Genomic DNA, 7,073 nt, shown 5'->3' with positions numbered 1-7,073 from the left:
GAGATTACTTGACCCGAATGATCCCGTAAAATACGACTTTGCTTTATTTGGATTAGGAGTGTTTGAAAAATTCTAAAGCATCTATCATATCTATTATGTTAAAAAGTTTGAATAGAAGAACATATTAACGCAAAGAATATTAGCTATAATAATTATTTATATGACAAGATAGCCTATACTGTCTATATAAATCTTGATGATAAAGAATTTATTGAGTATAGAATGTTTTAAGAGGATTGATTAAGAAGAATAATTCTGTTTTCGATATTACTCTTTTGAAGAAAATGCGATGTATGATTTTGTTATAATTCGATTTATAACATTAAATTACATTTAATTCAATGACCTAAATTCATTAGGAGTTACACCTACTTTTTGCTTGAATAATCTAGTAAAATGTTGAGGATATTTAAAACCCAACTCATAGGCAATCTCACTTACCGTTTTATGGTTGTCAAATATTTTATTTTTTGCTAAGTCGATTATTTTATTTTGAATGTATTCCTGTGCAGATTTTCCAGTTTCTTTTTTAATTAAATCACCAAAATAATTGGCTGATAAATGCAGTTCATCTGCACAATAAGCAACCGATGGTAAACCAATATTAAATGGCTTATCCGAAGAAAAATAATTATTCAATAACTCCTCAAATTTTTCTAAAATACCGTGGTTGGCATTTTCTCTGGTTATAAATTGACGGTCATAAAATCGTTCACAATAATTCAAAAATAATTCAATATTAGAGGCAATCAGTTTTTTACTATGCTTATCAATAGACTGTAACAATTCATTTTCGATCTTAGAAAAACAATCCAATACAAGTTGACGCTCTTTTGCCGATAAATGCAATGCCTCATTAGTCTTGTAACTAAAGAAATTATATTCATTTATACTCTTGGCAAGTGAAGTACCCCTTATCAAGTCAGGATGAAATACCAGTCCGTATCCTATTGGCTGATAGTAATCGGTCTTATTTTCAACATCAATTATCTGACCAGGTGAAATAAAAACCAATGTCCCTTCCTGATAGTCGTAATAATTGCGACCGTACTTTAAATCGCCGCACTTTACATCTTTCAAAAAGACACAATAAATTCCAAAGTTCATTTTAGAACCAGTTCTTTCTTTCGCTTTTGAAAAATCAATAACACTCACTAACGGATGTAGTGTTTCATGATTGTTAAAAGCATTGTACTCACTTATAGTATCAAAATTGATTACTTGTTCCATATCAATAATTCCTTTTCTGACACAAATTTAGACATTCTAATGTTGTTATAATCAGATAATAAGCCCAATCGGTAATATTGGTAGTAAAAGCAGTAATCTATATAATAACACCAGCTTATCCTATTCGGAAATTTGCAATAACAAATACGATGATTAAATAAAATATTGACAATATGGAAAAAGTAATATTAAACAATGGTCTTGAAATGCCATTATTGGGTTTCGGAGTTTTCCAGATTCCAGATGCAGAAGAATGTGAAAAAGTTGTAACTGATGCAATCGAAAGTGGTTATCGTTTAATTGATACTGCCGCATCATATATGAATGAATCAGCCGTAGGTAATGCTATTAAAAAAAGTAATGTGCCAAGAGAAGAACTTTTTATAACCACTAAACTTTGGGTGCATGATATGGGTTATGAAAACACACTGAAAGCATTTAATAAATCCTTAAAAAAATTACAGTTAGATTATCTCGATTTATACCTCATTCATCAGCCTTATGGGGATGTTTTTGGCTCTTGGCGTGCCATGCAGGAATTATATCATGCTGGGAAAATCAAAGCTATTGGTGTAGCTAATTTTCACCCTGACAGATTAATAGATTTAATAATTAACAGTGGTTTTACCCCCGCAATTAATCAGATAGAAACACACCCATTCCATCAACAAATAGAAACACAAAAATTTCTTCAGCAGAACAATGTACAGATTCAATCTTGGGGACCTTTTGCTGAAGGAAAGAACGATATTTTCCAGAATGAAATTTTAACTGCTATTGGTGATAAGTATAATAAATCAGTAGCACAGGTAATTCTTCGTTGGCTAACTCAAAGAGGTGTGGTTGCTATTCCTAAATCAGTACGTAAAGAAAGAATGGTTGAAAACTTTAACATCTTTGATTTTCAACTTTCAACAGATGATATGCAAGTTATAATTGCATTAGATACTAACGAAAGCCTATTTTTTGACCATAGAAATCCGGAAATGGTGCAATGGTTAAGTGAAAGAAAACTGGATTTATAATTTTAAAAAATATAAAGATGAACCGTAGAAATCTTTTAAAAACAGCAGGGTTAGCAATAGCAGGAAGTGCACTTTTTCCTTTTGATGCTTTAGCCAAAACGACCAATGACAGTAAAAATCATTCAATAGAAGATAGTCCATTATTACCATTATTGAATAAGCGAAAATTAGGTACTTCATTGGAAGTTTCTGCAATTGGTCTAGGAGTTCAAAATATGAGTAGAACCTATCAAACTACAATTCCATCTCGACAAGAAATGCACAATATCATCAGAACTGCTTTTGACAATGGAGTAACTTTTTTTGATGCAGCTGAAGCCTATGGTCCTCACGAAGTAGAAAGAATTCTTGGTGAAGGAATTGCATCATTTAGAGACAAAGTAGTTGTTGCTACTAAGTTTGGTTGGAATATCGATCAAGAAACAGGGAAACGTTTACCTGGATTAAATAGCCAACCTGAGCATATTAAAAAAGTGGTTGAAGGAATGCTCAAACGACTTCGTACCGACCGTATAGATTTATTGTACCAACATCGTGTTGACCCAAATATTCCGATTGAAGATGTTGTAGGAGTCATTAAAGATTTAATACTGGAAGGAAAAGTATTGTATTACGGTCTTTCCGAACCAGGTACAAAAACGGTAAGACGTGCACATGCAATTCATCCCATAACCGCAATCCAGAACGAATATTCATTGTTATGGCGCGGTCCAGAAAAAGAAATCATACCACTTTGCGAGGAACTCGGTATTGGTTTTGTTCCTTGGAGCCCATTAGGTGTTGGATTTTTAACAGGTGCAATCGATACAAATACACGTTTTGCCCAAGGCGATATACGTGGAATTGAAAGCCGTTTTTCTGGTGATAATCTTGCAAATAATATGGCGTTAGTGAATTTGATAAAAAAATGGAGTGAGCAAAAACAAACTACTCCTGCTCAAATCTCATTAGCTTGGCTATTGGCTCAAAAACCTTGGATTGTTCCAATTCCAGGCACAACGCAAATGGCTCATATGAAAGATAACATTGGAGCAAATAATGTAAAATTTACCTCAAATGAACTACAGGAGTTTAATAAAGAATTAAATACTATTCATATTACGGGTGAAAGATTACCAGCTGGTGTATTGGCTTTTTCAGATGTTGAAGCTCTTGTTAAAAAGAAATAACAACTTTCGGAAATCATAATTTAATGAGTAAGATGATATGATTTATCAAATAAATTTAGAATTTAAACCGATCTAAAATGAAAAACAACATAATAAAATTATTGAACCTGTCAGTTCTGCTATTTGTGGTATCAATAACACTTAATGCGCAAAATGTAAAAAAGAAGAACCCCTTAATTATAGAGGAACAAGGCAGTTTTGCAATTGGAGGTGCTGTAATTACTACACCGGGCACTTTTGACCCGAAAAACCCAACATCTGAAGGACAAACATTGCATGTAGATCATGCTTATGCATTTTATCAAATTCCTAAAAATCCTCAAAAATTGCCCTTAGTGTTTTGGCACGGATTCGGTCAGACTTCAAGAACATGGGGAACTACTCCAGACGGAAGAGAAGGATTTCAAAGTCTGTTTTTGCGTAAAGGTTTTTCTACTTATGTTATTGATCAACCCCGTAGAGGATATGGTGGGAGGTCTAATCAATCTATAACTATTAATGCTAAAACTGATGACCAATATTGGTTTACAATGTTCCGAATTGGAATTGGTAGCGAATACTTTCCAGGTGTTCAGTTTTCAAAAGCCCCAGAAACTTTAAATCAATTTTTTAGACAAACAACACCTGATGTAGGTTCTATTGATTTTAATGTAAATACTGATGCCGTTTCGGAATTGTTTAATAAAATTGGAAAAGGAATTTTGATAACCCATTCACATAGTGGTGGTCAAGGATGGACAACTGCAATCAAAAACCCAAATATAAAGGCCATCGTTTCGTATGAACCTGGAAGTGGCTTCCTTTTTCCTCAAGATGAAGTTCCTGAACCTATGCAAAGTGCTGGAGGAATATTAGAAGCTATTGGAGTTCCAAAAGAAGATTTCATGAAACTGACTAAAATCCCCATTGTAATTTATTATGGCGACTATATTCCTGCAACTCCATCTGATAATTACGGTACAGATAATTGGCGTACTCGATTAACAATGGCAAGATTATTTGTTGATGCCATTAACAAATATGGAGGGAATGCTACGGTAGTTCATTTGCCAGAAATTGGAATAAAGGGAAATACTCACTTTCCTTTTTCAGATTTGAACAATATTGAGATAGCATATTTAATGCATAAATGGTTAAAAGAGAAAGGATTTTAAAAGTAGTTTCAAATGAAAAAGCCAGTAAAATTTATCTCAATTTTTGTTTGCATTTTATTATTTATGAGTAATGCAAAAGCCCAGCAAATGACAACACTCAATGCGAAAGAGAAAAGTATTATTAGCATTTCTGCTCTTACAGCTAAAGGAGATTTGTTAAGGCTAAAAACAGAGTTGAATGTAGGTCTTGAAGCTGGACTAACTGTCAATGAAATTAAAGAAGTATTGGTTCATCTGTATGCCTATTGCGGATTTCCGCGTAGTATTCGAGGGTTGCAAACATTTATGGAAGTGCTTAATGAACGAAAAGCAAAAGGCATTATGGATAAAATAGGCAACGAAGCTTCACCAATCAAAGAAAATGACAGCAAATACGAGAGAGGTAAAAAGACTTTGGAAAAACTTACCAAAACACCACAACCTGATGCACTTGCGGGCTATTCGGCTTTTGCGCCAACAATAGATATTTTCCTGAAAGAACATTTGTTTGCAGATATTTTTGAAAGAGATGTTTTAACCTATGCTCAGAGAGAATTAGTTACCATTTCAGTATTAAGTGCAATTGGGAATGTTGAGCCAATGCTTCAAGGGCATTTATCCATTGCCCTGAATGTAGGTATTACTCCCGAACAGTTGGAAGAATTTGTTAACCTCATTAAAATAGCTATTGGGAAAAAAGAAGCTAAGACTGTTAATAAAGTTTTGAAAGTGATACTGAAAACCAAGAAGCCTCAATAATTTAAAAATAAAAGAAATGAAAAAATTAGCACCAATAATTGCATTCGCAATGTCAATAGTAGCTACAGATGTAGTAAATGCACAATCTAAAAAACAGGCAAATAGGCAAAACCCTTATACTCTGGTTTATGAAGGAGCTATTACAAAAAATGAAAAAGGAAAAGTAAACATCCATCCTGTAACTTATAAACTGAACGGAATTAACATCGCAGCCAATGTTTATACGCCTGCTAATTACGATGCTTCAAAGAAATATCCCGCAGTAGTTGTGGCTCATCCTAACGGTGGTATAAAAGAGCAAACATCCGGATTATATGCTCAACGTTTGGCTGAGGCAGGTTATATAACCATTACTGCTGATGCGGCTTATCAGGGAGCAAGTGGTGGAGAACCACGTCATACAGATAAACCTGCAAGTCGTATTGAAGATATTCATGGTATGGCTGACTTTATTACTCAGTATGCAGGAGTTGATACAAACCGTTTAGCTGTATTAGGTATTTGTGGCGGAGGTGGCTATACTTTAAAAGCAGCTCAATCGGACAAACGGTTTAAAGCTGTCGCAACCTTGAGTATGTTTAATTCAGGTGAAGTTAGACGTAATGGCTTTCAGAATTCCCAATTAAACACCATTCAAGAACGCTTAGAACAGGCTTCGGATGCCCGAGCGCAAGAAGTCGCAGGGGGTAAAATTATTTATGCAGGTGTGGCGAGTGTAACGGATGAAGAAATTGCTAAGATCCCAACCGATTTATATCGCGAAGGATATGAGTACTATTATAGAACTCATGTACATCCCAATTCAACTTTTTTATACACGATGAGCAGCTTACTCGATTTAATGACTTGGGATGCTTCTACTAATATGGATTTAATCCATCAACCCTTGCTTATGATTGCCGGTAGCAAAGCAGATACAAAATATATGACAGAGGAAGCGTTTAGTAAAGCAACCAATGCTAAAGACAAGGAATTATTTCTGATTGACGGCGCTACTCATATTCAAACCTATTGGAAACCCAAATATGTATCACAAGCAGTGAATAAATTGGTTCGTTTTTATCAAATCAATCTTTAAAATTATGAGCTTTAAAAATATAGTATTACCGGTTCTTATTGTAGTGTTTGCTTTTTCTTGTAAACAACAAAATGAATCTGCACAAGCAACAAATATGGAATCCCAAAAATCAATTATTTTTCCACAAGGCAAAAAAATTATGAACGATAATTTTACAGGAACTGCCTACCTGCAAATGCTTATTGAAGCAGATACTCTTAATCCAACATCTATTGGAAATGTAACTTTTGAACCTGGAGCAAGAACCAAATGGCATTCGCATCCAGGCGGGCAAGTATTATTAGTAACAGAAGGTGTTGGTTATTATCAGGAGAAAGGTCAACATAAAAAAATACTTCGTAAAGGCGATGCAATAAAATGTCCTCCTAATGTTCCTCATTGGCACGGAGCAAGTGCAGAAACTTCTTTTGTTCAGGTTGCTGTAACTAATACACAAAAAGGACCAGTAGTTTGGTTACAACCAGTAACAAACAAAGAGTATAATGGTAAGTAACAATAATGTTGGGCTACACAAATTATATGCACCTACATGTACTTACGCTGGATGTGTCGCCAAGACAATAAAGGTGTCGATTTTGGTATTTGGAAAAGCATTCCTACTTCTGCCCTGTCGTATCCGCTTGATGTACATTCTGGTAATGTGGCGCGCAAGCTGGGGCTGCTTACCCGCAAACAAAAT

8 protein-coding genes and 1 pseudogene are annotated in these 7,073 nt (G+C 34.5%); 8 read left to right on the top strand and 1 reads right to left on the bottom strand.

What is annotated here, in order from left to right; translation table 11 throughout:
• On the top strand, window positions 1–76 hold a 76-nt coding region (locus EZM65_RS15225), incomplete at its 5' end, for a DUF2400 family protein (RefSeq protein WP_136669419.1).
• A 257-nt stretch (window positions 77–333) separates the two neighbouring features.
• Here the strand turns inward: EZM65_RS15225 and EZM65_RS15220 are convergent.
• The gene (locus EZM65_RS15220) at window positions 334–1,230 is read right to left on the bottom strand and encodes an AraC family transcriptional regulator (RefSeq protein WP_136669418.1); all 897 of its coding nucleotides are present in this window, start codon (window positions 1,228–1,230) and stop codon (window positions 334–336) included.
• Window positions 1,231–1,403: 173 nt separating this feature from the next.
• Between EZM65_RS15220 and EZM65_RS15215 the strand changes: the two genes are divergently transcribed.
• The 7 genes and pseudogenes from EZM65_RS15215 to EZM65_RS15185 form a co-directional block, all read left to right on the top strand.
• Window positions 1,404–2,255: an aldo/keto reductase gene (locus tag EZM65_RS15215; protein WP_136669417.1), complete on the top strand. Its 852-nt coding sequence runs from the start codon at window positions 1,404–1,406 to the stop codon at window positions 2,253–2,255.
• Between the two features lie 17 nt (window positions 2,256–2,272).
• The gene (locus EZM65_RS15210; RefSeq protein WP_136669416.1) at window positions 2,273–3,424 is read left to right on the top strand and encodes an aldo/keto reductase; all 1,152 of its coding nucleotides are present in this window, start codon (window positions 2,273–2,275) and stop codon (window positions 3,422–3,424) included.
• 77 nt (window positions 3,425–3,501) lie between these two features.
• Complete coding sequence (locus EZM65_RS15205) at window positions 3,502–4,578, top strand: alpha/beta fold hydrolase (RefSeq protein WP_136669415.1); 1,077 nt, start codon at window positions 3,502–3,504, stop codon at window positions 4,576–4,578.
• Window positions 4,579–4,590: 12 nt separating this feature from the next.
• On the top strand, window positions 4,591–5,316 hold the full coding sequence (locus EZM65_RS15200) for a carboxymuconolactone decarboxylase family protein (protein WP_136669414.1): 726 nt from the start codon (window positions 4,591–4,593) through the stop codon (window positions 5,314–5,316).
• Window positions 5,317–5,332: 16 nt separating this feature from the next.
• Window positions 5,333–6,394 carry an alpha/beta hydrolase gene (locus EZM65_RS15195; RefSeq protein ID WP_136669413.1) on the top strand — a complete coding sequence of 354 codons (1,062 nt, stop codon included), beginning with the start codon at window positions 5,333–5,335 and terminating at the stop codon, window positions 6,392–6,394.
• Between the two features lie 4 nt (window positions 6,395–6,398).
• Window positions 6,399–6,887 (top strand): cupin domain-containing protein, encoded by a 489-nt coding sequence (locus tag EZM65_RS15190; RefSeq protein ID WP_136669412.1) that lies wholly within the window; start codon window positions 6,399–6,401, stop codon window positions 6,885–6,887.
• A gap of 36 nt (window positions 6,888–6,923) precedes the next feature.
• Window positions 6,924–7,073, top strand: a pseudogene (locus tag EZM65_RS15185) (DUF2400 family protein); the annotation flags it as partial.

The sequence above is a fragment of the Flavobacterium sp. H122 genome, assembly GCF_004959765.1.
Lineage (GTDB): Bacteria > Bacteroidota > Bacteroidia > Flavobacteriales > Flavobacteriaceae > Flavobacterium.
The sequence above is the reverse complement of the archived record's forward strand: the minus strand, read 5'-3'. Positions and strand labels throughout refer to the sequence as shown.

Coding starts and splice junctions, on each gene's coding strand:
- EZM65_RS15215 (WP_136669417.1), top strand. CDS start 1,404: ATGGAAAAAGTAATATTAAACAATGGTCTTGAAATGCCATTATTGGGT.
- EZM65_RS15210 (WP_136669416.1), top strand. CDS start 2,273: ATGAACCGTAGAAATCTTTTAAAAACAGCAGGGTTAGCAATAGCAGGA.
- EZM65_RS15220 (WP_136669418.1), bottom strand. CDS start 1,230: ATGGAACAAGTAATCAATTTTGATACTATAAGTGAGTACAATGCTTTT.
- EZM65_RS15190 (WP_136669412.1), top strand. CDS start 6,399: ATGAGCTTTAAAAATATAGTATTACCGGTTCTTATTGTAGTGTTTGCT.
- EZM65_RS15200 (WP_136669414.1), top strand. CDS start 4,591: ATGAAAAAGCCAGTAAAATTTATCTCAATTTTTGTTTGCATTTTATTA.
- EZM65_RS15195 (WP_136669413.1), top strand. CDS start 5,333: ATGAAAAAATTAGCACCAATAATTGCATTCGCAATGTCAATAGTAGCT.
- EZM65_RS15205 (WP_136669415.1), top strand. CDS start 3,502: ATGAAAAACAACATAATAAAATTATTGAACCTGTCAGTTCTGCTATTT.